This window comes from Emticicia fontis (genome assembly GCF_054779675.1).
In genome coordinates, this window is sequence record NZ_BAAGXU010000008.1 from 16,031 (window position 1) to 41,674 (window position 25,644).

The window sequence follows — 25,644 nt, forward strand, 5'->3', positions numbered from 1 at the left end:
ATTACATACATTAAAAATGATATGCAGACTCAATTATATAGGTTTACTTCTTCTCATATCATGGCAATGCTACAGGATATATTAGAGGATTACAGAGATTTAAGAAATACCAGATTAAGAATTTATGCGTATGAAATCACAAAATCTTATACGATTCATATACATGAAGCAAAGATTGAGTTATTGGCTGATCTATTGGGGCTCTCATTTGAAAAAATTAAAAGAAATTTTCAATTGCCTGAAAGTGCCAAATATAAATTGGAAGTAGAAAAAGCACATGAACTTCTGACTGAATTAATATCAGAAAGAGGTAAATTAACTTCTTTATTTACTGAAAGAGATGATAATTGTGAAGAATTAAGATTACAGGATTATAAAATTACAGCTAAAATTTTTCTATTAAACTATATTTTAGATAGCGGTTATTATGATTTAAACTCGAATTCACTACGCATATCTAAAAATAAATCAGTACGAATGTCGGTCTAGAATTACTGAACAAATTAACAGAAACTTAAAACCAGAAATTTGCCAATCACTAAATAAACCTGTTGGTTTAAATTTCAAATAAATTTTAACATAAATGGGAAAAATAGTTTCGATTGTTAATCAAAAAGGTGGTGTAGGAAAAACGACAACAGCCATTAATCTTTCTACTGCCTTAGCTCTTTTAGATTATAATATTTTAGTGATTGATTGTGATCCTCAAGCCAATGCAACTTCTGGGTTTGGTTTGAATCCGAAAGAATTTGAAAAAAACAATATATACTCTTTGTTGGTAGGCGAATCTACTTTTGAGGAATCAATACAGCAAACAAATATCCCAAATCTTCAATTGATTCCTTCTCACATTGATCTGGCGGGGTTTGAAATTGAGATTATTAATGAAATGAGTAGAGAAGCAATTATGCGCGAAAGAATTGAAGGGCTCGCTGATAGATATGATTTCATTTTTATGGATTGCTCGCCTTCTTTAGGCTTATTAGTTATTAACGCATTAGTAGCAAGCGACTCTGCTTTAGTTCCTGTACAATGTGAATATTTCGCATTAGAGGGTCTGGCCAAATTAGTTGATACTATCAAATTAGTTCAGAAAAAAATTAATGTCAATTTACGAATAGAGGGGGTCGTGCCTGTAATGTATGATGGCAGAACAAATTTATCACAAGAAGTCGTGAAAGAATTGAAAACGGCTTTTGACGATTTAGCTTATACTACTATTGTACCACGTAATATACGTTTGGCAGATGCACCAAGTTTTGGAATGCCCGTTTTCTTTGTTGACCGCAAATATGGTGTAAACGGAAGTAGCGATTTATTATTTGAAAATGCCGGAGCTATTGCTTATTTAAATCTGGCTAAAGAATTTTTACTTCGGAATAATAAAAAAGTCCTGAAAGAATGATGAAATATATAGGAAAACCTAGAGGATTATCAGCACTACTATCAGACATTGAAATGAGTTCAACCCCTTCACTACATTTTCAAGGGGTTGAAAACATTGATATATCATTAATCCGGGTTAATCCTAATCAACCTAGAAAGGATTTTAAAGACGCGCAACTTCAGGAATTATCAGAGTCAATCAGAATACATGGTTTAATTCAACCAATCACAGTAAGAATTAAAGGAAATTATTATGAATTAATTGTTGGAGAAAGGAGGTTACGGGCTTGCAAATTAGCCCGTTTATCGAAAATCCCGGCTTTCATACGGTATGCTAGTGACGAAGAATCTGCACTAATGGCTTTAGTAGAAAATATCCAGCGAGAAAATCTGAACGCCATAGAAGTCGCCATGAGTTTTGAAAGAATGATTATTGAATACCAATTGACCAATGAAGGATTGGCTCAGCGAATAAGAAAAGACAGGAGCACGGTTAATAATTATCTTCGTCTATTGAGACTCCCGTCAGAAATTCAGAAAGCAATTATATCCGGGCAAATATCTATGGGGCATGCAAGATCCCTCATCTCATTAGAAAAGCCCGAGATACAATTAGCAATTCTACGAAAAATTTTAAATGATGGACTTTCCGTCAGACAAGTAGAAGAGTTAGCTAAAAACCTACCCAAGAAAAATCCCACTAAAACTTCCTCTCCTCAATCTTCTTCTCTTCGCGATTACTTCAGCTCCAGTATCAAATCTCTCGAAGGAAATCTTATCTCAAACGTCGCATTAAAGTCAGAGAATGGAGAATCCGGCAATATTGTCATTGAATTTTTCAATCAGCATGATTTAGAAAGAATCATGGTTCACCTGGATAAAGTATTTAAAAAATCTGCTTATTAATTTCTACAATTTCCTATCTTTGTGTCCCCTAATTATTTAAAAAATCTGCATTTTTTCGTCTTTTTATTCTGTATATAAAAATTTATCCTTCTTTGCTAAAAATTTCAAAATTATCCTACAGAATCTTATTTATTCATTTATTTCTTAATCTTTTTATTAAGCTAACTCGCTGAATAATAATTAATTACGCAATAGCAACTGAAGTATTTTTTTTTCTTTGCAAAATTCATTTTAAAACAATTCAAAAAATTTATTGTGTATTTATAATGTCAGTTACCAATTGACATTATAAATATTTGTGTTAAACTTTTTAATACAATAAATTTACTCCTATCCTATATAATGAAAACTAAAACAAGGCCAAAAACAATGAATCCATTGCTAAATTCAAGTAATTTAATCGCTTCAAAATTGCTATCGTAAATACCTTTCAATAAGCAATTTAGCGACGCTTTCATTGTTTAAAACCTTACACGTGCTTATCCCAAATGAATTTACTACTTACTGGAAAGTTCTTCCATGAACGAACCGATTTCCAAATATGGTTAAGAAAAAACCATGCCATACATATTGAATTAGATCCTGCCTTAATCTTTGATTTATTGGATAGTCCCAATAATGACTTTGATGCGATTATCATTGACGAACATTTTTTCTCTTCTACCAAGCAAAGTATAGAATTTGCCTGGGGGCTGCACCGGAATTTTCCGGAGATTCCAACTATCATGATCATATCTCCCCGAGATAATTACGAAGACATTTTTAGTCTTTATCAGAAAGGAGGTTTGTTTGACATCATCGAACGTTACCAGATTGACACTAAAAGCCAGTTCGCAGCTTTTAAAGCTATCTTATTCAGAATTGAACAGTGTCTGAAAAGAAACAATCTGATAAAAGATAAGTTTGAAGAAAAAATTATCAAATTAAATGAAGAACTAATTTTGGCAAAATCAGAGGTCTCTAAAGATGTTGAATCAAAAAAACACCATATTATAAATTATTTATTTAGTTGTTTAAAATCTGAAAGAGAAATATTTGTTCAGGAACGCGAGATTTTCCGTTCGTTGTTTCTTAAAGATATTGATATTCATGATGAAGAGGTGTTGAAACGAATTCCCAATTTTGAAAAATCCTTTTTAGGTAAAAGTGAAAGAGCAAAGAACTTTTTTAACGAAACATCAAAAGCGATTTCTTCGGGTAACAATATTTTGATTTATGGTAAATCTGGTCTTGAGATTAAAGACCTCGCCAGTTATATATATATATTCCGAAACCTTCCCTACGAAGTACCATTTATTGAATTGGATTGCTCAAAAATCAGTTCAGAAGATTTTGAAACAAATGCTTTCGGGCAATATAAACGAATACTCAACAACCGATATGTAACTAATGAAGGAAAACAGAAAATCGGAAAATTGGAACAAGCCAATCAGGGTTTTCTTTTTATCAATCATATTGAACAGCTAAGCATTGCTAACCAAGAACTCTTATTCAAGGCCCTAAAAAATGGTTATCTGATACCCGTTGGAGGCTCAACGAAAGAACACTGGGTTGAAGTAGATTTTAATCTTATTGTAGGTAGCACTAAGAACTTGCACACCATGATCAACAAGGGTGAGTTTAAGTGGCATCTATTAAATTATCTAATGCAAGGTGAGGTTTTAAAAATTCCGATGTTTCATGAAAGACTTGAAGACTTTAAATATATTATACATTACACATTAATCAATTCAGAAGTGAATCTGGTCTTGGACGAATCGGCTATTGAGTACCTTTCAAAGCAAGATTGGCCAGATGGAATTATTTCAGTTGAGCATTTTGTAAATGTTTACCTAATGAATTTAAAGAAACCAGCGTTCTCTGTTATTGATGGTTTCGAAATTGAGAAACTGTTTAATAATTATCAAAAAGGTTTCGAGGTAAAAGAAGATAGTCGTAAGGCTACTCTATATCAAATACACCTGAATACCAAAACAATCAGCACAGTTAGGAAGAATCTGGATTTTCTGGAAAAAACAGCCAGAGATTACTTTGTTGATTTTGATGTAATAAAAATTATTGACCTTGATAAATTGGCGTATAGAGAATTCCATACAACCATTGCAGAAAAGAAATCTACAAGAGGAAGAAAGAGAATTAATGAATGTGTTACATTAAGCCGATACAAGATCTATAAAAACGGCAAGATTAATCAGCAGAGATTGGCAATAAAATACTTATTTAATCTCCATCCTGAAAAATGGACTTTACTAAGGAGAGTTGCTTTCTTTAATGAGATTCTAACTGAAAATACGGAACTTTTCAAGCATGCTAATACAAGCACCTTGAATGAAAAAACATCCTATGTTAATATCAAAATCTAGTTTTAAATTAAGCTTCTTTATTTTCTGAAAGTAGTTTGGCAATTGCTAGTCCTTTTTCAGTAAGGTAATAATAGCCATTTTTTAAAGCTCCTCTAAACTCAATTAATCTATGCTCTTTCAAAATCTTTATTTCTCTTGCAATTGTTTCTCTGGAAACGCCTAACTGTTTTATTAATACCTGTGTGGTGCTATGCTTTGTATGATTTAAAAATAAAACTATACTGGTAAGTCGTTCTCTCTTTTGTTCGCTTAAATCTTCAAAAACAGAGAGAGGGTTATTTGATGGTTTTTCAATTGGCAAACTATTGCTTATTACAGGAAATTGTCTAAGAGAAGTAGTTTTAGGAGGAAAAATCATTGAGGGCTCCTCCTCGAGATAATCATCTTTCTTTTTTAACTCCTCTTCCAATATATTTTTCTTTGTTATAGGTGGAATGGATGTTAGAAAAGTGGGACCGTCATGAAATTGGGGTTTTTCGTCTGAAAATTGACTGACAAAGGCTGCTATTTTCTTCAATCCAAAACCTAATTCTTCAGCCAGACCTAATTCCCTTAAGAATCTACCTATAATCGGGTTTTTGGGAATCGATTGATAATTGTTCGGGTCTATATTTTTATTCAGACTCGTTCTGTTACTATTGGCAGTGAAAGTTCCATCTATATGTGTTATAGCAAATTTAGCGGGTAAGCCTGAGCTATAATCCTGATGAGTCAGGAAATTAATGAATACCTCTCTATACATTAAATCGCGAATCCCTATTCTGGTAGTATTATTGATTACGAAGAAATCCGGTAGATGCTTGTGTACAAAATCCATTAAGTGATAATATGTATCAATCAGATTTGTAGTAAAAGTTTCTCTATCGTAATATCCATCGAAACCATCTTTTTCGCGTAGTGCATCTATTCGGAAACTTGGGAACATTGCCCGAATCACCTCATCTCTTCCTAGTAGTAAAACTGCAGCAACTGTATACCCACTTTCTTTGGTTTCTAAATCTATTCTCCACAGACCTGAACTTTTCATTACATTCTCGAAATCCATATTTAGCCAAGGATGAGATGGACGCGTCTGCAAAATTAAATTCATAGCCCTATTGTAGACATCCATATTAAAATGCTCAGTCTCAATATATTTAATTATTTTATTATCAGGATAGTAGAATCTCTTCCTCTCCTGTATTCGGAGCTGGTCTGAGATATTATCCACTAGAATATTTAAAGTATCTCTTCTCTCATAGATATAATGCCCATTGTTGGTTGTGTGAACCGACTGGCTATTGGGGATTTTTAAGTAAAGGATTCTTTCATGGCGATAAAAAATAGTCTTTATTACCATTCTAGGTTTGGGATGAATTTTATTGGCATTATTAATTCCGCCTATAATATTCTTTTCAAGAATATTAAATTCATTTTCTGTCAACCCGGTAACTCCATTTTCAAACGAATAGGCAAAGAGAACCTCTCCTCCACTCGTATTTAAAAATGCGCAAAGGGTATCAAAAAAATCAATGGGTAGTTTTCGTACGGTGCTTAATAATTGGGTTTGTTCATCGTTGCCTCTTTCTATTAAATAATTAATGTAATCACTTGAAAACATGTGAATTCTTTATATATGTATCGATGTAAGGTCATAAGGGTTCAATCTTTTTTCCTAATAGAATAAGAGCTGAGGAAACAATTCAAGTGTTGATTAGGTAAATTTTAGCTTCTAAGTAGCATGACGAGTGTAACAAAAGTACACATTCACTCAGTAAATTAATTATTAAATATATTGTCTTTTTATTAAATATTTTAAAAATTATTGACTTTTTTTTTAAGAGGTCCCTAATTAAAAAATTTATGATTGTCGAATCTAAATCTCAAGATAGGAGTACAAAATTACCTTATTGGTCGACATTAATCTTAATTTTTGTATAAACAGGATAAGAAGCTCAAAATTCTTCTTTAGATTTGCTTGAAATTAATATAATGTACCTGACCAAATGAACTATTCTTCTTTGTTGCTTGATAAAATTCAAAATCAAGCATCTGCTAAAGAGATGAGCTGGATTGAGACCAAAGCCAACGGAAGTTTAAAATCTTTGCAAACAGCATTTGTTGCTACCCCAAGATTTATCAGTAAAGATATAGTTCAATATCTAGAGTCAATCAATGATGTTTCATTTGAAGGCTGGACCTTAGACAGGTTGGTAAGAGTGTATTTTCTTACAAAATTTGATAGCTCTAATAAAGATTTATATATAATAGCCCTTGACAACCTATTTGATACTGCTGAAAACAATGAAGCTATTGCTTTAATTTCAGCATTACCTTTTCTTGAGTATCAGGATCATTGGATGCTTCGGGCCACTAATGCAGTCAGATCTAATGTCGGGGTTATCTTTGATGCCATTGCATTTCAGAATTCTTTCCCAAAAAATCATTTTTCAGACCTTGCATGGAACCAGTTGGTGCTAAAGTGCATTTTTAATGATAAGCCAATTAATAAAATTAAAGGGTTAAATGAGAGAGCAAATGAAGAACTGGCAGACTCTATTTCAAACCTTGCACATGAGCGCTGGTCTGCGGGAAGAGTGATTCCGGCACAGGCATGGCGCTTGGTTTCAAAATTTATAAATGATAAAATATTACAGGATATTAAGCATTTATTTTCCTCTACTAGAGAAGATGATAAAATTGCGGCAGCTTTAGTTTGTAGCGAAACAGATTTTATTGCTGCGAAAGAAGAACTTGAAAAGTATCAGTACTTAACAGAGAAAGTAAAAAATCATACAATCAGTTGGCAAATGCTAGAAAACTGATAAAGGAGTATTACAAAAATATAGGAAAGATGTGTCAAAAAGATTCAGAAATAACACAGAATCCTTCACATTTTGAAGGAAGTGCAGAGGAGCTAAATACAGCAAAAAATGTTGAGGTGAATTATACTGAATATATTAAAGGGATGAAATTCTTCGACCCTCATATTCACATGACCTCACGGACAACTGACGATTATACGGCATTAATTGATGCAGGCGTAGTAGCTATTATTGAACCTGCCTTCTGGTTGGGCCAGCCACGTACAGGTTTATCATCTTTTAAAGATTATTTTAGTAGTTTGGTTGGTTGGGAAAGATTTCGTTCTTCACAATTTGGTATTAAGCACTATTGCACTATTGGATTGAACTCCAGAGAAGCAAATAATGTGTCTTTAGCAGAGCAGGTAATGGAAATACTTCCAATATTCCTTTATAAAGAAGGGGTTGTTGGCGTTGGTGAAATTGGCTTTGATGATCAGACGGCGGCTGAAGAAAAATATTATAGACTTCAATTAGAATTAGCTAAAGAAGCTAACTTACCAGTGCAGGTTCATACCCCTCACCGTGACAAGAAAAAGGGAACAGAATTGAGTATGTCAATTGCTTTAGAGCATGGCATCGATCCAGGCATGGTCATTATTGACCATAATAATGAAGAAACGGTTGAAAGTGTGCTTGAAAAAGGTTTCTGGGCCGCATTTACTATTTATCCATTTACCAAGATGGGTAATGAGCGAATGGTAGAAATTGTAAAAAAATACGGTTCTGAAAGAATAATGGTTAACTCAGCCGCTGATTGGGGAATAAGTGATCCTTTGGCTGTACCCAAAACAGCCGCTTTGATGAAAATCAAAGGTATTTCAGATGAAGATATACGATTAGTCACTTATCAAAATGCAATTGATGCATTTGCACAAAGTGGACAGATTAATATTAATGATTTTGAAACACCTATGGAAGTTGACCAGAGTTTGAAATTTAATGGAAATACCGTGCTTCGAGGTGGACAAATACCAAGAGTCGAGAAAAATTCGATTATTATCAGTTAGAGTGAACTTAAAATATTTTGGAGTAACATCTACGAATATTTAAATTTTAGTGATTTCATCAATCACTACGCAAATAGTAAGGCCTTGAATATAAAACCCTATTTACAACTAACCCGACCTGCTAACATTATTACTGCCATATCCGATATTCTGGCAGGAATTGCTATTGCCGGATTTTCATTTTCATTAGAACAAATTGACATCTGGAAGGCTGTATTCTTATGCATTTCTACAATCGGATTATATGGTGGCGGGATTGTTTTCAACGATATTTTTGATTTAGAATTAGACCGGATTGAGCGCCCGGAAAGAGTTATTCCAAGTGGTAAAGTCAGTAAACAGAATGCAACTATTTTTGGTAGTTCATTGCTACTTACAGGTGTAGTTGCGGCACTGGTTAATAGCCCTTTAAGTGCTGGTATTGCATTCTTAGTGGCTATTTGTGCATTAGTTTATGATAAATTTGGCAAACATCATTCTTTTTTAGGGCCAATAAACATGGGGCTTTGCCGCGGCGGCAATTTGATTTTAGGAATGAGTATTTTAGAAAACGTTATTGGAGAATGGTGGTTAATCAGCCTTTTACCAATATGCTATATTGCGGCTATAACTATGATCAGTCGGGGCGAAGTACATGGAGGCAACAAGAATACGCTTTATTTTGCTGCGTTTCTTTATATTCTTGTCAATAGCTTTCAACTCTATATTTCTTTTAAATTAGGTAATATTTTATTCGCAGCTCCGTTTGTAGCTGTGCATATGTATTTGATTTTCAAGCCTTTATTAGGTGCCATTGCCAATCCAATTGGGCCAAACATTGGAAAGGCAGTTAAAGCTGGGGTTTTATCCCTAATAGTGATGAACGCGGCTTGGGTGAGTGTTTCAGGAAATATAATTTTTGCAGTAGCAGTTGTTTGTTTATTACCCATTTCAATCAAATTGGCAAAAATTTTTGCAGTGACTTAGAAAAGCCAAATTTTATTTATGATTATTTTATTTTCAACTGAGCAATGAGTGCTATTAAACAAGCTTTTCAGGTACCTTATTCATTCAATATAATTTTCACGCAAAATCTTTTTTCGTCTGACAATAAAGAGTTTATCGATTTCTTATCAAATTTTGGAGATACAAGTTTTCAAAAAAAGATTTTGGTTCTGATTGATGAAGGAGTTGCCAAAAATCATTCTTATTTAATTGAATCGATTAAACGATATTTTCAAAATCAAAAACTGATTTCTCTGGCAGAAGAAATTTTAGTTTTGCCGGGCGGTGAATTGGTAAAAAATGACCCTCAATATTTAGATAAAGCGCTTCTTGCTATAAACGAATATGGTATTGACCGTCATTCATTTGTAGCAGCTATTGGTGGAGGTGCCTTTTTAGATATGGTAGGATATGCTTCTTGTATCGCACATCGTGGTGTAAAACATATTCGTATTCCAACCACAGTTCTTTCACAAAACGACTCAGGTGTGGGAGTAAAAAATGGTGTTAATTTTCTTGGAAAGAAGAATTTCTTAGGCACTTTTTCTCCACCGGTTGCAGTCTTCAATGATTCAAGTTTTTTAACCAGCTTATCAGACAGAGACTGGCGTTCAGGCATTTCTGAGGCTATAAAAGTAGCTTTAATTAAAGATTTGGACTTTTTCGAATGGTTAGAAGGCAATGCAAAGGCAATGGCCTATCGTGAGATGGAGGTAATGAATGAGCAGATTTTTCGTTCTGCCGCTCTTCATACCAATCATATTTCAAGTGGAGATCCTTTTGAAATGGGCTCTGCGAGACCTTTAGATTTTGGTCATTGGGCCGCTCATAAATTAGAATATCTAAGCAATTTTGAAATTCGTCATGGGGAGGCTGTAGCGATTGGAATAGCCCTTGATTCTATCTATTCACAATTACTAGGCTTGATTTCGGAAGAAGATACCAATAGAATAATTAATGTGCTGAAGACCTTAGGGTTTACTCTTTACCATGAGTCTTTGGCGGAAAATGATAAATTAAATCTTTGGCAAGGACTTAATGAATTCAGAGAGCATTTAGGTGGTAGATTAACCATAACTGTATTAGAAAAATTAGGTAAAGGCAAAGAAGTGCATGAGATAGATTTTGAATTGATGAAGCTTGCCGTTGACCGTTTGAAACTAACAATTGATTAAACTATGCAAACTCCATACGGGCATTTAAGCTATTGTAGTAATATTCATCCCGGTGAAGACTGGAAAGAGCATTTTGCGGTCTTACAAAGTAGTATCCCACAAATCAAATCAGATGTTAATCCTGATTCACCAATGGGAATCGGGCTTCGACTGGCTAATCAGGCAAGTATTGACTTATCTGAAAATGAGAATTTTGATTCATTCAAGAATTGGCTTGCAGATAATAATTGCTATGTTTTTACTATGAATGGTTTTCCGTTTGGAAATTTTCATCATTCAGTTGTAAAAGACAAAGTACATGCACCGGATTGGACAACGCAGGAAAGGACAGATTATACGATCAGGCTGTTTCAGTTATTAGCCAAACTTTTACCTGAGAACTTAACAGAAGGCGGAGTTTCAACCTCCCCACTATCCTATCGTTTTTGGTGGTTGACTGAAAATGCATTAGAAGATGCAACGATTAAAGCGACCAAAAACATGATTTCTGTAGTTGAGGCGTTAATAGATTTAAAAGAAAAAACTGGCAAAACACTTCATTTGGATATTGAGCCCGAGCCTGATGGGATTCTTGAAAATTCTGATGAATTTATCAGCTGGTATAAAAACTATTTGCTTCCTTTAGGAGTGGAGCAATTAAAAGTTAAAGGGCTTTCTGATGAACTAGCTATTGAAGCAATCAAAACTCATATTCAGTTATGTTATGATGTTTGTCATTTTGCGGTTGGTTTTGAATCACCAAAAGAGGTAATTGCAAAACTAGAAACTGAGCAATTGAAAGTCGGCAAAATTCAAATCAGTTCAGCGCTAAAAGTTGATTTTTCTAAAAATGTTCAGGAAAAGCTGGAAACTATTGCTCAATATAACGAACCTATTTATTTACATCAGGTTGTAGCTCAGAAAAATGATGGTAGTTTTGTTAAATTCCCCGATTTGAATGAAGCAATCGCAGGATTTGATAATAATACTAAGTCATGGCGTGTACATTTTCATGTACCTTTATTCATGGAACAATATGGATTATTAAGTTCAACACAATCTGATATAGTAGACACAATTAATTTACACAAAGAAAAGCCATTTACTCAACATCTTGAAATAGAAACCTATACATGGGGAGTTTTACCTAAGGAATTTCAAGCACCCCTTAATGAATCTATTATTAGGGAAATTAAATGGGTAAAAAGTCTTTTATAATTCATTTAGACATTAACCACTCAACCCTGTACTCATTCAGAAAATTTTAAAAATATTCTTATTTGAGTTCAGGGTTATTTATTTAATAAATCTATGAAAAAAACGGTTGTTATTGATATTGTTGGATTAAGCACCAGTGTGATTGGTGAACATACCCCTTTCATCCAGAAATTTATCTCTAAAAATCAATTAACACATATAAAGCCTGCCTTTCCTGCAGTTACTACAACTTCACAAAGTTGTTATATTACAGGTAAGAATGCTGATGAACATGGAATCGTCGGAAATGGTTGGTATGACCATGATGCCAGTGAAATGAAATTCTGGAAACAATCTAATAAACTGGTACAAGCAGAAAAAATATGGGAAGCCGCACGAAAAAAAAATCCTGACTTTACAGTTTCTAAAATGTTCTGGTGGTATAATATGTATTCATCAGCTGATTTCTCAGCAACACCGCGACCACAATATCATTCTGATGGAGTAAAAGTACCAGATTGCTATACCTACCCTGCTGATTTAAGAGATAAATTACAAGCCAAATTCGGTACATTCCCATTATTTAAATTCTGGGGACCAAATACAAGCATTGATTGCTCAAAATGGATTGCTGATGCCACATTAGAGGTTGATAAGAACAATGACCCGACACTAACTTTAATTTATTTACCCCATTTAGACTATTGCCTCCAAAAATTTGGTGTTGATTTTGAGAAAATCTCTAAAGATTTACATGAGATTGATTCCTTAGTTGAAGAATTAGTTACGTATTATGAGTCCAAAAATGCGAATGTTATTTTGCTTTCTGAGTATGGTATAAATAACGTCAGTAACCCGATACATATTAATAGAATTCTGCGCGAAAACGGATTATTATCTATAAGAGTTGAAAGTGGCCTTGAACTAATGGATTGTGGAGCCTCAAAAGCCTTTGCTGCTGCTGACCACCAAATTGCTCATTTGTATATTAATGATCAAACACAAAAGGAAAGAATTAAAGAAATTTTGTCAAAAGTCGAAGGAATAGCTTTGATAATGGACGATGAGGAAAAACGTAAACATCATATTAATCACCAAAGAGCAGGAGATTTAGTTTTGATGTCAAAGGCAGATAGCTGGTTTACCTATTATTATTGGTTTGATGATAAGGTTGCACCAGATTTTGCACGAAGCGTAGATATACATAATAAACCAGGTTATGATCCGGTTGAGATGTTTATGAACCCTGCCAACCCTTTTATAAAATTACGTGCAGCCTATAAATTAGCGCGTAAATTGTTAGGCTTTAGATATAGGATGGACGTAATTCCCTTAAATGCAAATCTTATTAAAGGTTCTCATGGGACACTTGATATCGGTAAAGAATTTTACCCAATATTAATAAGTAATTATAAATCCAATACAGAAATTGCGGCGACCGATGTTTACGATGTCATATGGGAAAGCATTTTTGATAAATAATAATATATTTCTCCTATTCATATAATATCTATAGCTTCAATTTAGACATATATATTTATTTACTAAGCAGTGGCAATCATTTGATCATCACTGCTTTTTGCTTTTGAATGCTCAGATTCTAAATTAATTAAAATCAAATTTCAATATCCAACTCTCCTTATTTCTGATTTTCTTCTTCTTACAAAATCGAAAGATTAAATAAAACTATTTCAATTATATCCTGAGTTAAAATATAGCAATATTCTGATAAAGAATATAACTCTTTTTGTCAAATACAGAAGTGTACAGGACGCATTCGGTTAGTGGAATAAATAATTTTATAAAAAATCACAAATTATTTATGTCTTACTAAACAATATCTACTTTTATTCACCCTAAATCAAGCGTATTTATGAAGTCGAAATTTACTATTCATTTGAGTAGGATTTGCGCAATGAGTGGAGCCTTTTTGCTAGTTCTATTCTGTTCATCCTTTGCCTTTTCGCAAATAAAAGGAACTGTTTCTGGTTCTGATGGAGCCACATTAGCTGGTGTAAACGTTTCAATAAAAGGAACGAGTAAAGGAACTCAGACAGGCGCAGATGGAACTTATAAAATTGATGCTAATAAAGGCTCAGTTTTAGTATTTAGTTTTGTTGGCTTTACAGCCAAAGAAGTAACCGTAAGTGATAACTCCGACATTAATGTAACCTTAGAACTTGATGAAAAACTCCTGGGAGAAATCGTGGTAGTTGGTTATGGTAGTCAGTTAAAAAAGAATGTTACAGGGGCAGTTCAAAACATTGGAGCCAAAGAGATAAAGGATATTCCTGTATCTCAGATCGGACAAAAACTCCAAGGACAATTGGCTGGTGTACAAATTAATCAGACCACTGGTAAACCAGGACAAGGAATGAATATCCGTATCCGTGGACAATTATCAGTTTCGGCAGGTAGTGACCCGCTTTACGTAATCGACGGATTTCCTATCACAGGAGATATCGGTGCAATGAACCCTGATGAAATTGAAGACATCTCTATTCTGAAAGATGCTTCTTCTACTTCTTTATATGGTTCAAGAGCCGCAAATGGTGTTGTTTTGATTACCACTAAAAAAGGTAGAACAGCTGGCACTAATGTCAGTTTCAATGTTTTTGCTGGTATTCAAGAGGTACCACAAAGGGGTCGAATTAAAATGTTAAATGCAGAGGAATTTGCACAATTTAAAAAAGAATCTTACGAAGATGCCAAACAGGCAGTTCCGGTTGAGTTTCAGAACCCATCTCAATACAGAGATAAAAACAATGACTGGTATGGTGCTTTGTTAAGGAAAGCCCCTGTGCAAAGTTATAATCTGACTGTTACTTCGAACAGAGAAAAATCAAGAACTTCGTTTGTTGGAGGGGTCTTTAATCAGGAAGGTGTTGTACTTAATAATACCTATAAAAGATATTCATTAAGAATGAATTCGGAATATGATATTTCTGATAAAGTAACTGTTGGCTTTAACGTTGCCCCTCAATATGTGTTTGATAATACACCAAGAACCGATGGGGACAGAGGCACAGGTATTTTGTTTAATGCTCTACATACCTGGCCAATCATGCCAATTTATCAGGCAGATGGCAAAACATTGACTTTGTACAATCAATTCCCTGCCAGCACAGGAAATATCTTTGCCTATCCTAACTGGGTAAGAGCCGCAAATGAATTGGTTAACGAAACAACGACTACCAATTTAATATCAAATGCCTATATCCAGTATCGACCAATCAAAGATCTTGTTTTGAAATCAACGTTCAACGTTGAGATGCTGCGTACCAAGTTTTTCTTCTTCAACCCGTCAACTGCAACCAGTGCTATCAATGTTCCTATTCCGACAACAGCAGTGTCCATACGACAGAATATTGAGAACCTAACCTGGTTGAATGAAAACCTGGCAACCTATACAAAAAGCTTCAATGACCATAGTTTTGAGCTTTTGGCTGGTTTTACACAACAACGTTTCCAACAAGAAAGTACTCGTATTCAGGCTGATACTTACGCTGATGACCGTCTTCCAACAATTCAGGGTGCTATTAATATTAACCGCGGTGGAACAAATAGTGGTGTGCAGGAATGGGCATTGACTTCAGTACTTTCAAGATTAACGTATAACTATAAGGGTAAATACTTATTAACTGCCTCGGTTCGCCGTGATGGTTCTTCTCGATTTGGTTCTGAAAACCGTTGGGGTACATTCCCATCCATTTCATTGGGTTGGGTTCTCTCAGACGAATCTTTCATAAAATCGATGCCTAAGATATCATTTGCAAAAATAAGAACGAGTTATGGTGTAATTGGTAATAATAATATTGGTAACTATACGCCTTATGCATTGATAAATAATACAGTAAATGCAGTTTTTGGGAATAACGTAGCACCTGGAGCCGTTGTAACTTCGTTAGCAAATAATAATCTGGGTTGGGAAACTACCAAACAATTAGACCTTGGTCTTGACTTAGGATTATTCAATGACCGCATTACGTTTGTTTATGATTATTACACCAAACGTACCACAAACTTGCTTTATAGTGTACAAATCGCTCAAGAGGCAGGATTCAGTAACTTCAATGATAATATCGGAGAGATTAAATTCTGGGGTCATGAGTTTGCATTAAATACAAAGAACACCAGAGGAAAATTGAAGTGGAGCACAAATGCTAATATTTCAATTAACCGAAATAAAGTAGTTGCCCTAGCTGATGGTATTGACCGTGTTTACGGAACATTCCACATCACACAAGTTGGCAAACCGTTTGGCCAATTCTACGGGCTGGTTTCATTAGGTATGTATCAGAATGCTGAAGATTTGAAAAACTCTCCACAGGTACCAGGCCGCTCAGTTGTGGGTAGCATCAAATTAAAGGATACAAACGGAGATGGTATAATTACTTATGGTGGTGATTTTGACGATAGAGTAATTATTGGCAATCCTTTCCCGAAATTTACTTATGGAATCGTCAATAACTTCACTTATGGCAATTGGGATGCGAGTATCGTTGGTTCAGGTTCTCAAGGAAATCAATTATTAGTTCGTCACATTTATAGTACTGCCAATCTTGACGGGGTTTTTAATCTTGTAGAAGGAGTAAAATATCGTTTCCGTTCAGAAGCTAATCCAGGAAAAGGAATGTATGGAACTACAGTGGGTGGTGGTAATATTACGGGTATTGAAAGAGACTGGATGAACAGCCGTTTTATTGCTGATGCTTCGTTCTTCACTATTAAAAACGTAACAGTTGGCTATACTATTCCAAGAGGCAATAAAGTATTCAAATCGGCTCGTATTTACGGTTCTGTTCAACAGTTATATGTGTTTACCAAATATTGGGGTGGACCAAATCCAGAAACCTCTGCGCAAGGTGATGGAAATGGTAATGGTGGAAACTTAAGTCAAGGTATTGATTTATCGAACTACCCGGTTCCTAGAACTTACACACTTGGTATAAACTTGAACTTTTAATTAACGTAAACATCCTTAAGACAATAAGATAATGAAAAAGATAATAATAGTATTGTTTATGTTTTTTGGGTTAACGAGTTGCAAAGACTTTTTGACGGTTGTCCCAGAAACTAACCTTAGTACTGCCATATTCTTTACTAAGGAAGCTGATTTCCAACAAGCAGTGAATGCAGCCTATGTGCCTCTGCGTGCAATAACGAACGACCGTGCATGGCTTTTAGGTGAAATGCATTCTGATAATGCCTACTATTACAGAAATATTCTTTTCGGCGCGACTGAGCAACAGGAAGATATCGCTGATTTTGCAGTTCCAACTGCCAATGGGGTTACTTCAAATACTCACGTTCTGAATCAATATCGATTAGATTTTCAGATAATTGCTCGTGCTAATCAGATTTTGGCTTCCATTGATAAAGTTGAATTTGGTGCAGATTCTAAAAATAACCTAAAAGGGCAAGCACAATTTTTGAGAGCCTATGCCTATTTTGAATTAGTTCGTTATTTTGGCAAAGCACCTTTGCACCTCACACCTGTAACGAATCGTAAGGAGGCTACGCTGGAATTATCCGATTCTGAAGCCATCTATGCACAGATTATTAAAGATGCTAGTGCAGCTATTACGGGCCTTTATCCAAAATCGAAACAAGAAGCTGGCAGAGTTACATCTGGGACCGCAAGAATGTTATTGGCTAATGTATATATGGTAAGAAAAAACTGGGCAGAAGCTGAGAAATTATTGAAAGAAATCGTCACAAGTGGCGAATACAAATTGATGCCAGATTTCAACGATGCTTTCTCAACCAATACTGGAAACAAAAATAATATCGAATCTATTTTTGAAGTACAGTATCAGGAAGGAGCCTCAGGTTATAATGGAGCTATAATTTATAATTACCTTCCTCGCCCGATGAGTTCAGATGAATTAAGACCAATCACCGGAACATCTAATCCTCAACCATTGACTGGTGAAGGTAATGGTGCACCAACCCCTGATTTGATTAACTCATTTGAAGCTGGAGATAAACGCAAAGATGCAACTATTGCTTATGTTACTATTAATGGTAGTTTGAGAGCCAATAAAACGTTCCCTTACAACAAAAAATTTGCAAAAACACACTCTTTGCATGGTAATACTGGCAATAATTTTCCGATCTATCGTTATGCGGAGGCACTCTTATTCCTAGCTGAAGCACTGATGGAGCAAGGCAAAACAGCAGAGGCATTGCCTTATCTCAATCAGGTTCGGAGCCGTGCAGGCTTACCTGATGCTACTATAACAGCTCAAATAGATTTAAGAAAACAAATCTATCAGGATCGTAGAAGCGAGTTAGCGTTTGAAAACAAACGTTGGTTCGACCTAGTACGTACAGGTACTGCCATTGAAGTAATTACCGCATACGGTAATAGAATCAAAGCTAATCCAGTTGATTATTATTATCCAGAAGGTGCTACAGTACGTGGTAACGCATTTAATAATATCACATTGCTTTATGGTCTTCCGGCAGATGAAGCAGCTTTATCACCTTATTTTTGATTACCTTATTTTTTGATATAGTTAAAATACTGCATAAGTAGAAAATAAATATGTAATTTAGGGCAAATAGGGGTATTAAGAACAGGCTTATTGATAGTTTTAACCTTATTAATACCTCATATTTTCACTATTTAATATTTATTATATTTATCTTATGCAGTGTTTTTAAAGTCCTCAAATTATTACGCCTTAACTTCTAAAACTATGGTATCTAATCAACGAACAATTTTATTCTCTCTAGGGGTATTGGCTGTGGCAGTAGCTGGGTCGTTTACCATACTTAGAAATCCACCTCCATCTGTAGCTGATAACGATGATCCCAAAATTAAAAAGTTAAAATTGTCTGAAGGTTTTTCGGCACAGCATCTTTATAGCCCATCAGAAAACAATCTAGGTTCGTGGGTTTCGATGACCTTTGACGATAAGGGTCGAATGATTGCTTCAGATCAATATGGAAAATTGTACCGACTGAAAATTCCTGCTATTGGCTCTAATGGAAAGACTGAAGTCGAAAAACTACAGATTGGGATTAGCCCAAATATTGATACGACTGGTATGGGTTACGCACACGGTCTGTTATATGCATTTAACAGTCTCTACGTAATGATTAACAATAGTAAAAATAATAGAATATTTCCACGGAAAAGTGGTCTTTACCGCTTACAAGATACCAACAACGACGACCAGTTTGACAAAATCACACTGTTAAAAGAAATGAATGGTGATGGCGAACATGGCCCTCACAGTGTTATTTACTCTCCTGATAAACAATCATTGTATGTTATTTCAGGAAACCATACCGATGTGCCTTCGATGGATTCTTATCGTTTGCCATCTAATTGGCAGGAAGACAATCTATTCCCATTAATCAAAGATCCTCGCGGACATGCGAACGATCGTATGGCTCCCGGAGGATGGATTGCCCACACTGACCCTGAAGGCAAAAACTGGGAACTGGTAAGTGCTGGATATAGAAATGCATTTGACATGGCATTCGATGCAAACGGCGATTTGTTTGTTTACGATGCAGATATGGAATGGGATTTTGGTTTACCTTGGTACCGTCCAACTCGTATTTGTCATGCTACTAGCGCAAGTGAGTTTGGCTGGAGAACAGGTAACAGCAAATGGTCGCCAACTTTCCCTGATAATTTGCCTCCTGTTTTAAACATTGGTCAAGGCTCACCAACTAACTTATTGCATTTGAAAGATGCAAAATTCCCTGCCAAATATAAAAACACGCTATTAGCTTTCGACTGGAGTTTTGGAATTATGCACGCCATTAACCTGAAACCGTCGGGCTCATCTTTTACAGCCACTAGAGAAGAATTCCTTTCAGGACTGCCATTACCTTTGACTGATGGAGCTATAGGCCCTGATGGTGCTTTATATTTCCTTGCTGGTGGTCGTAGATTAGAATCAGATTTATACCGTGTCTACTATACTGGCTCAGAAAGTACCGCTCCTGTTGCACCAACTCCTGTTAATGCGGCTAACACTTTAAGAAGGAATCTGGAGAAATTTCACGTGGGTGGACCAAACAAAGAAGCCGTTACAACCGCATGGCCACAATTGAAAAGCCCTGACAGATTTATCCGTTATGCCGCTCGTTTAGCGCTTGAGCACCAACCGGTTGCTGAATGGCAGGATTTAGCGCTGAAAGAAAAAGACCCTGTTGCTTCAACACAAGCGCTTATCTCTTTGATACGAATGGGTAAAGGCGATAAGAAAAATGAAATTTTGAACGCCTTGTTAGCAATCAATATAAAAGCCTTGAACGAAGCACAACAATTAGATGTATACCGTGCATTTGAGTTGACATTTTTAAGAATGGGGCAACCTGATGCTACTACAAAGCCAAAAGTTGTAGCATTCCTGAATCCACTTTATCCGGCAAATTCAGCACAGTTAAACCGTTCATTGAGTAAGCTTTTACATTATTTAGACGAGCCAAGTGCAATCAAGAAGACATTGGCTTTGATGAAAATCAAAGAAGAACCAGGTACAAATGCCCTCATGCAGGAAACTGCCACTGCATCAAGCGATTTAATTTTGAGAAGTTCACAATATGGTGGTGATATTGCAGCCATGCTGGCAAATGTTCCTCCGGCACAGCACACATACTATGCCAATGTGCTGACAATGGCGAAAACAGGTTGGACACCTGAAGAACAGGATACTTACTTCAAATGGTTTAGCAATGCTTTCAACTACAAAGGAGGGCGCAGTTATGTAGGTTTTATTGACAGATCACGTAAATTAGCCTTGAAAAATGTGCCTGACTCTAAAAAAGATTATTTTGATAAACTTTCGGGCGCTGAGATGTTAAGTAAATCAGGTAATGATTTAATTACTTCAGCAACACCAAAAGGCCCTGGTCGTTTCTGGAATTTAAAAAATGGCCTGCCATTAATAGAGCAAGGTTTAACCGGACGTAATTTTGAACAAGGCAAAGCTATGTTTGCAGCCACAACTTGTAGAGCTTGCCACACCATGAAAGGCGAAGGCGGTGCAACCGGCCCAGATTTAACACAAGTTGGTACAAGATTCTCAGCCAAGGATATATTGGAAGCTATTGTTGATCCAAACAAAGCTGTATCTGACCAATATGCTGCTACCCAATTCAGTTTGAAAAATGGTGGCTCAATTGTGGGTCGTTTGGTAAATGAAGATAATGCAGCCTATTATGTGTCACAGAATCCTTATGCACCAGATGTTCTTGAAAAAGTATTGAAAAAGAATGTGGTTTCCAAAAAAACATCTAGTGTATCAATTATGTTTCAAGGGCTAATCAATAGCTTGAACGAAGAAGAGTTCAAAGACCTGATGGCTTATTTAATGGCTGGAGGTAATGCAAGTAATCCAATGTTTACAGCAAAAGCTGAAGCACAAAAATAATGATTTTGGAGGTATAGCGTGGCAGACAGACAGACAAGCGTGTCACGCTTAAACCTTCCTTGAAACAAAAATAATACAATGAAAACAAAAAATATTTCTAAATCAAGCCAATTAATTTTACTTTTCATTATCTTGCTAACGGGTTGCAAAGTATCCAATTCTAGCCAAAGCGAGAAAGGTTTTAAGTCTATTTTCGACGGAAAAACATTGAATGGCTGGGAAGGAGATACAAAGTATTGGCGAGTAGAAAATGGCAACCTTGTAGGAGAAATTACCCCTGAAACCCTTCTTAAAACCAATTCATTTATTGTATGGACAGGTGGACAGCCAGGAGATTTCGAACTGAAAGGTGAGTTTAATATCACTGAAAAAGGAAATTCAGGCATAAACTATCGTAGTGAAAAACTAGTAGATATTCCGTACGCATTGAGAGGTTATCAGGCAGATATTGATGGAGCCAATCGTTATACAGGTCAGAATTATGAAGAGCGAGGACGCACAACCTTAGCCTACCGTGGAGAAATTGCTAGCATTAATCCACAAACTAGTAATATGAAACCTGAAGACGTAAGAGCAAAAGTACAAAGAAATGCCTGGACAGATAGAAAGGTTACAGGAAGTCTGGGAGAAAATGAAGCCTTAAAAACAAAAATCAAAAGCGAAGACTGGAATAGCTTTCACTTAATTATTAAAGGTAATCATTTACAACATTATATCAATGACATTCTGATGAGCGATGTGACTGACGAAGATGTAGTAAATGGGAAATCGAAAGGCATTCTTGGTGTGCAAGTACATGTAGGGCCACCAATGAAAGTACAATATCGCAATCTAAGATTAAAACAGTTATAAACTTTCTGCTTTCATTCTGAAACACAACAGCTTTTAAGAAGCGTATGAAAGATTCATAGTAATGTAGATGAGACAAGTAAACTTTTTTATTTAACCACCTATAAAGCGAAAGAATAGTCAATTAACCCAATGCCCAAGTAATGCTTGACGAGCACCAAAGAAAAGTATCAGAAATATGAATGATGTAAAAAAAGTAGAATCTTCACTATCAAGTGGAGGATGGAGAAATAAAATCTCAAATCCGGCTCAACTTGGTGGTATCGAAACCTCTATTTTAGACAACGGACTAGGGCGTGGAAATAGAATTGCCTGGATAAATACCGGAACAGGATTAAGATACAAAGTTATTTTAGATAGAGGGATGGACATTGCCGATGCCTTCTATAATCAACATAGTCTGGCATGGTTGAGTCATGGGGGTTTCCCTGCTCCACAACCACAATCGGATAAAGGAATTGATTGGCTGAGAACCTTTGGCGGAGGCTTACTCACAACCTGCGGACTTTCGCACGTAGGTGGCCCTGAAAAAGATGAATTTGGAGAAAGAGGTCTTCACGGACAAATCTCTAATACGCCTGTAGAAATAGAATCAATTATTCAGCCTGACCCTAATGCCGGGAAAATGGAAATGAGTATTACAGGAATTATTAAAGAAACCAAGGTGTTTGGGCCAAGTTTAGAGTTACGAAGAACAATTTCGGGCAAATTGGGTGAATCTACAATTAGAATTCATGACGAAGTAATCAACCGCGGCAATACCCCTACCCCATTTATGTTACTATATCATTTCAATTTTGGTTATCCATTAGTTGATGAAGGCACAGAAATTCAATGGGATGGTAAGTGGCGAACTCGCTTTGGTCCTGAAAATGCGCGGATATTCAAAGAAGATAATGATTTCAAGAAATGTCCAGCTCCAATTGAAGATCATTTAGGACCTGGAGAGGAGGTAGTATTTATTGACCCAGCAGCTAACGAAGTAGGTCAATGTTCTTGCGGTCTGTATAATCCAAAAATCGGATTAAGATTTGAAATCAATTTCAATAAAAATCAGTTACCTCACCTAATCAACTGGCAGCATTGGGGTAAAAATGAGTACGTTACTGGTATAGAACCTGCTACCAATCCACCAATCGGACAATCACAGGCCCGAGCAAACAAAGAGCTGATTTTTCTGAATCCTTATGAAATCCGAAAATTTGATTTAGAATTAAGAGCATTAGAGATTTAAACCTACAAAATACATTCAACCCCAAAATTACATTATGTCAAATTTAAGTTTAGCACAAAAAGCATTAGAACAAGGAAAAGGTATTTTACGATTAGCTCCGACGTGGGTTCCTCGTTCATTTTGTGTTCCCGGACGAAGAATCAAATTACATCCAGATGATTATTATGTATTAGGCGGCGTGCGTGGCGGTATCGATGAGCGTTGGCTTTCATCAACTACCCCAGCCAAAAACGGCCCGTTAACAGGAGAAAATGAAGGTTTGAGCTTTGTGGTTTTAAACGAAGGAGAAAAAGTATTACTCAAAGACGCTATAGATGAACTGGGTGCGGAGATAATCGGAAGCCGCCTTTGGGACGAATATAAAAGCTGGCCGATGTATTCGAAGTTTTTTGACAATATGGGGCCATTGCCACACCATATTCACCATAATGACGAAGAAGCTGCTAAAATCGGACAATTAGGCAAACCGGAAGCCTATTATTTCCCGCCACAATTGAATAACCACGGTGGAGATTTCCCATATACATTTTTTGGTATTGCTCCGGGCACAACCAAAGAGCAAATCAAAGAATGTCTGATGAATTTCACCAAAGGTGATAACAAAATAACCATGTTTTCTCAGGCTTTTCCATTGATTCCGGGTACGGGTTGGGATGTTCCTCCTGGCATGTTGCATGCACCAGGTAGTATGTGTACTTACGAGCCACAAAAAGCATCTGATGTATTTGCTATGTATCAGTCTTTGGTAAATGAAGCTATCATTCCGGAAGAATTATTGTGGAATGGTACCCCTCCAGACCAGATTGGTAACTATGACCAATTGATGGGTGTAATTGACTGGGAATTGAATACAAACCCAAATCTTTTAGAAACCCGTTTCATGGCACCAAGACCGGTAAAAGATGTAGCTGAAATGGAAGCAGAGGGGTATAATGAAAGTTGGGTATGCTATCGTTCAGAAGCTTTCTCGGCAAAAGAATTAACTATCCTTCCGGGACAAACGGTAACCATTAAAGATAGTGCCGCTTACGGTATAATTATGATGCAGGGACATGGAAAAATGGGTGTTTGGGATATTGAAACCCCATCATTAATACGTTACGGACAGTTGACGAATGATGAGTTCTTCATTACAGAAAAAGCAGCCGTTGAAGGAGTTACCATAGTCAACCATTCATCTTGCGACCCGATTGTGATGTTGAAGCACTTTGGCCCGAATAATCCTGACCTGGTGATATAAAACACAAAAAATACAACCTCAAAATCTATAAACTCATGGAAAATAATTATCCCAAACTTCATAACGCTACCTGGCCTGGTATTGTAGGAAAAGGGCCGGATTCAGAGCCACCGATTTCATTAGACACCATGCTTGAAATGACCGCTGCTGCTGAAGTAGATGGTGTAAAATTCGATGGTGTTGATTTAGGTCTTTTCGACCCTCATTATGATTTAGATACATCAGATGATGGCGTAAAAAGATTAGCCGATAAAGTTGCCAAACATAATCTTGAAATAGGAAGTCTGGTTGCGCCTATCTGGGGTGGTCCTGCGATGGGTTCAGCCGATGAGCGTAAGCAATTTGTAGAAATGGTGCGTAAATCTTGCGAAATCGGTCAGAAACTACGTGCTATGGGCATTCGTCCGAATGGCATTGTCAGAATCGACTCGGCAAGTGGTGTACATGACTGGGCTAATGACCCGACGGGTAATTCAAAATTAATCGCTCAGACTTTCAGAGAAGCTTGCGATGTAGCAGCCGATTATGGCGAAAAGCTAGCGGCAGAAGGTGAAATCTGTTGGGGAGGTATGCATTCATGGAAAACCATGCTTGAAACCTTAGAAGCAGTGGGTCGCCCGAATATTGGTTTCCAGGCTGATATGTCGCATACAACACTCTACCTATTGGGCTATAATGCTCCCGAACACCGCATCTTGCCGGAAGATTTTCAATGGGGTGATAGAGTAACATTCCTTAAAGGATTGAAAGAGCTGACCAAAGCGCTTCGCCCGTGGACGATTGACTTCCATGTGGCGCAAAATGACGGTACTGTTTATGGTTCAGGCTCACATGATAAAACAGGTCGCCACTGTCAGGCAACCGACCCTAATGGTAAATTAGACATTGCTCATGATGCAGGCTATTGGCTACGCGATGAGGCTGGTGTATTGACCAAAGCATTCAGACATATCTGTTGGGATGGTTGTATGTTCGCCAATGATGTAATGACGCAACAAAAAACATGGAACGATATTCTGGCAGCTATGATAAAAGTCCGTCAGCAACATGGATGGGTAGAATAAATCGAAAATCAACGTA

General features: G+C 36.3%; 18 protein-coding genes. 17 read left to right on the forward strand and 1 reads right to left on the reverse strand.

Going from position 1 to position 25,644, the window contains the following annotated elements:
* The first annotated feature begins 21 nt into the window (after positions 1–21).
* From ACYVFA_RS05785 to ACYVFA_RS05800, 4 genes are all read left to right on the forward strand, one after another.
* Complete coding sequence (locus ACYVFA_RS05785; protein ID WP_460470860.1) at positions 22–489, forward strand: hypothetical protein; 468 nt, start codon at positions 22–24, stop codon at positions 487–489.
* A 94-nt stretch (positions 490–583) separates the two neighbouring features.
* A complete protein-coding gene (locus ACYVFA_RS05790; RefSeq protein ID WP_460470861.1) occupies positions 584–1,405 on the forward strand; it encodes a ParA family protein in 822 nt (273 codons plus the stop codon).
* Complete coding sequence (locus ACYVFA_RS05795; protein ID WP_460470862.1) at positions 1,402–2,292, forward strand: ParB/RepB/Spo0J family partition protein; 891 nt, start codon at positions 1,402–1,404, stop codon at positions 2,290–2,292. The genes ACYVFA_RS05790 and ACYVFA_RS05795 overlap by 4 nt, the downstream gene beginning before the upstream one ends.
* A 488-nt stretch (positions 2,293–2,780) precedes the next feature.
* Complete coding sequence (locus ACYVFA_RS05800; protein ID WP_460470863.1) at positions 2,781–4,655, forward strand: DNA-binding transcriptional response regulator; 1,875 nt, start codon at positions 2,781–2,783, stop codon at positions 4,653–4,655.
* A 7-nt stretch (positions 4,656–4,662) separates the two neighbouring features.
* Here the strand turns inward: ACYVFA_RS05800 and ACYVFA_RS05805 are convergent, their stop codons facing one another.
* Entirely contained in the window at positions 4,663–6,255 is a 1,593-nt protein-coding gene (locus tag ACYVFA_RS05805; protein ID WP_460470864.1) for an RNA-binding domain-containing protein, read from the reverse strand.
* Between the two features lie 385 nt (positions 6,256–6,640).
* Here ACYVFA_RS05805 and ACYVFA_RS05810 point away from each other — a divergent pair, with 385 nt between their 5' ends.
* From ACYVFA_RS05810 to ACYVFA_RS05870, 13 genes are all read left to right on the forward strand, one after another.
* Positions 6,641–7,459 carry an EboA domain-containing protein gene (locus ACYVFA_RS05810; protein WP_460470865.1) on the forward strand — a complete coding sequence of 273 codons (819 nt, stop codon included), beginning with the start codon at positions 6,641–6,643 and terminating at the stop codon, positions 7,457–7,459.
* A gap of 29 nt (positions 7,460–7,488) precedes the next feature.
* Entirely contained in the window at positions 7,489–8,508 is a 1,020-nt protein-coding gene (locus ACYVFA_RS05815) for a TatD family hydrolase (RefSeq protein WP_460470866.1), read from the forward strand.
* A gap of 84 nt (positions 8,509–8,592) precedes the next feature.
* Positions 8,593–9,474, forward strand: coding sequence for a UbiA-like protein EboC (gene eboC, locus ACYVFA_RS05820; RefSeq protein ID WP_460470867.1), 882 nt, complete (start codon positions 8,593–8,595; stop codon positions 9,472–9,474).
* 44 nt (positions 9,475–9,518) lie between these two features.
* Complete coding sequence (locus tag ACYVFA_RS05825; RefSeq protein ID WP_460470868.1) at positions 9,519–10,667, forward strand: 3-dehydroquinate synthase; 1,149 nt, start codon at positions 9,519–9,521, stop codon at positions 10,665–10,667.
* Positions 10,668–10,670: 3 nt separating this feature from the next.
* Positions 10,671–11,864, forward strand: coding sequence for a metabolite traffic protein EboE (gene eboE, locus ACYVFA_RS05830; protein WP_460470869.1), 1,194 nt, complete (start codon positions 10,671–10,673; stop codon positions 11,862–11,864).
* Between the two features lie 93 nt (positions 11,865–11,957).
* Positions 11,958–13,325, forward strand: a complete 1,368-nt coding sequence (locus tag ACYVFA_RS05835) for an alkaline phosphatase family protein (RefSeq protein ID WP_460470870.1) — start codon at positions 11,958–11,960, stop codon at positions 13,323–13,325.
* A 433-nt stretch (positions 13,326–13,758) separates the two neighbouring features.
* Positions 13,759–16,809: a SusC/RagA family TonB-linked outer membrane protein gene (locus tag ACYVFA_RS05840; RefSeq protein ID WP_460470942.1), complete on the forward strand. Its 3,051-nt coding sequence runs from the start codon at positions 13,759–13,761 to the stop codon at positions 16,807–16,809.
* 31 nt (positions 16,810–16,840) lie between these two features.
* The gene (locus ACYVFA_RS05845; protein WP_460470871.1) at positions 16,841–18,343 is read left to right on the forward strand and encodes a RagB/SusD family nutrient uptake outer membrane protein; all 1,503 of its coding nucleotides are present in this window, start codon (positions 16,841–16,843) and stop codon (positions 18,341–18,343) included.
* A 204-nt stretch (positions 18,344–18,547) separates the two neighbouring features.
* Positions 18,548–21,241, forward strand: a complete 2,694-nt coding sequence (locus ACYVFA_RS05850; RefSeq protein WP_460470872.1) for a c-type cytochrome — start codon at positions 18,548–18,550, stop codon at positions 21,239–21,241.
* A 78-nt stretch (positions 21,242–21,319) separates the two neighbouring features.
* Positions 21,320–22,093 (forward strand): 3-keto-disaccharide hydrolase, encoded by a 774-nt coding sequence (locus ACYVFA_RS05855; RefSeq protein ID WP_460470873.1) that lies wholly within the window; start codon positions 21,320–21,322, stop codon positions 22,091–22,093.
* Positions 22,094–22,268: 175 nt separating this feature from the next.
* On the forward strand, positions 22,269–23,324 hold the full coding sequence (locus ACYVFA_RS05860; protein WP_460470874.1) for an aldose 1-epimerase family protein: 1,056 nt from the start codon (positions 22,269–22,271) through the stop codon (positions 23,322–23,324).
* A 34-nt stretch (positions 23,325–23,358) separates the two neighbouring features.
* Positions 23,359–24,564, forward strand: a complete 1,206-nt coding sequence (locus tag ACYVFA_RS05865; RefSeq protein WP_460470875.1) for a hypothetical protein — start codon at positions 23,359–23,361, stop codon at positions 24,562–24,564.
* 35 nt (positions 24,565–24,599) lie between these two features.
* Positions 24,600–25,628: a sugar phosphate isomerase/epimerase family protein gene (locus ACYVFA_RS05870; protein ID WP_460470876.1), complete on the forward strand. Its 1,029-nt coding sequence runs from the start codon at positions 24,600–24,602 to the stop codon at positions 25,626–25,628.
* Positions 25,629–25,644: the final 16 nt, after the last annotated feature.